The following is a 1791-nucleotide window of genomic DNA, read 5'->3' as shown; positions in this document are numbered from 1 at the left end:
ACCTCGAAGGTCACGTTGTACACGATGGGAGCAGGTTGAGAGCTGGTCTGCGCGCCGGCCATGCCCGTGGCGATCCGGGCGACATTCGCTACCGGTTCGTTGCGGTTGATGGCCTGCAGCAGCGGCCGGTTCCGGCGCGCCTGCCCCACGATGTTCGAGATGACCTCTTCACCGTTCGCGAGACGGAACAGCCCCGCGGTGTCCGACATGGCGGAACCGTTGCCAGTCACGGTGCCAGCAGTGACACCATTCGCTGCGCCCGGGATCGTGCCACCATAGGCGTACGCTGTGGACTTGCCGAGCTGCCCGGCAACCTGCGCGTACTGGCCCTGCACGGACGTGTAGATCGTCACCGTGCGTCCGTCGTTGCGGTTGACGAACGAGTCGATGACGTTCTGCGCCGCGCTGGTGTTCGCGAGGATCCGCAGTTCCTTCTCGGACGGCATCGCGAAGACCTTGTCGGCCAGCGCCTGCACCATGTCAGCGTTGTACCCGGCACTGTTCGCCGAGTCGATGAACGCCTGCTTCTGCGCGGCGAGCGTCGACGCGTACTTGTCGGTCGCGTCCTTCGTCGACATGGTCTGCACGTCGAGGTCGAACTGTGCCTTCGTCGCAGCCTGTGCATCCGCTGCAGCGCCGGACAGCATCGAACGGTTCGCGGATCCCGCCGCGGTCGCAGCGTCCAGCGACAGGGAGAACCCGTCGAGTGTGCCGTTGGCCTGCTCGAACGCGTCTCGCTGCTTCTGCGCCTCATCACCGATCCCGGCGAGAGACTTCTGCCAGCGGGCGTTCGTCTCCTCCGCGGACTGGCCGATACCGTTCAGCCGGTTCGTGGCGTCGATCAGACCGTTCAGCTTCGACATCGCGTCATCAGCGGCCGACGCTTCTTTCTGGAACGCGTCCGCAGCGCCCTGAGCGGTGAGAGCAGTGCCACCCGCAGCGGTGCCGGCTTCGGTCATGGCGTTGGCATTGTTGCGGAACGAGTCCGCCGCCGACGACGCCATGTCGCCGCCCTGCTTGAGGGTGTTCTGCAGCACGTCCAGCTGCACGCCGTTGAGCTTGCCCTGGTCGTACCCGTCCTGCATCGCTGCAGTGACCTGCTTCACCGCGGACGGGACACCCATGTAGGCGTCCGTCATCGTCTTCGCGCTGATCCCGATCGCGGCGGCCGCGTCGTACGCGGACGTCTGCCACATGAGGAAGCCCTGCTTTGCGTTCAGCGCGTCGACGGCCATCTTCCGGGATGCGTCGGTGGTCGCCCCGGTGGTCTTGTCGAGCGTGTCCGCGTACGCCTGCGCACGGGCGTTCGCTTCGGCCTGTGCCTGTGCGACGGCAGCGAACACCAGGATCAGCGCGGTCAGCGCGATACCCGCGGCCCCGCCGGCGATTGCCATGCCCTTCATGGACAGGCCGAGGGTGTCGGCGGCGGCCTTCACGCTGTTGATGACGCCGGTGACGCCCTTGAACAGCATGAACGCCGTGTATCCGGCGATCACGGCGCCGGCCATTGCGGTCAGCATCGGGACGGGGATGGCGTTGATCGCGTTCGCGAGACCATCGAGCACGCCGAGGACGGCAGTGCCGATCGGTGCGGTCGCTTCTGCGATGTGCAGGATCGCCGCGGCCAGATCACCGACGGTGCCGATCACCTGCGGGAGCACGGACTGTGCGTAGTCCGCGAACTTCTGCAGGCCCCCGTTGGACGCCCACGACTCGAACCCGGACGCCATGTCCTGCACGACACCGGCGCCCTGCATGAAGAGCGGGTTGAGGACGTGCAGGGCGGTGATT

The 1791-nt window shown here is 66.6% G+C and carries 1 protein-coding gene; it reads right to left on the bottom strand.

The window, feature by feature from the left end; translation table 11 throughout:
• Positions 1-1791, bottom strand: a 1791-nt coding sequence (locus tag B7X32_RS20705; RefSeq protein ID WP_292724078.1) for a hypothetical protein, incomplete at both ends; no start/stop codon positions are given.

It is taken from the genome of Microbacterium sp. 13-71-7, from assembly GCF_002257455.1.
Classification (GTDB): domain Bacteria; phylum Actinomycetota; class Actinomycetes; order Actinomycetales; family Microbacteriaceae; genus Microbacterium.
This window is presented reverse-complemented; position numbering and strand designations above follow the sequence as displayed.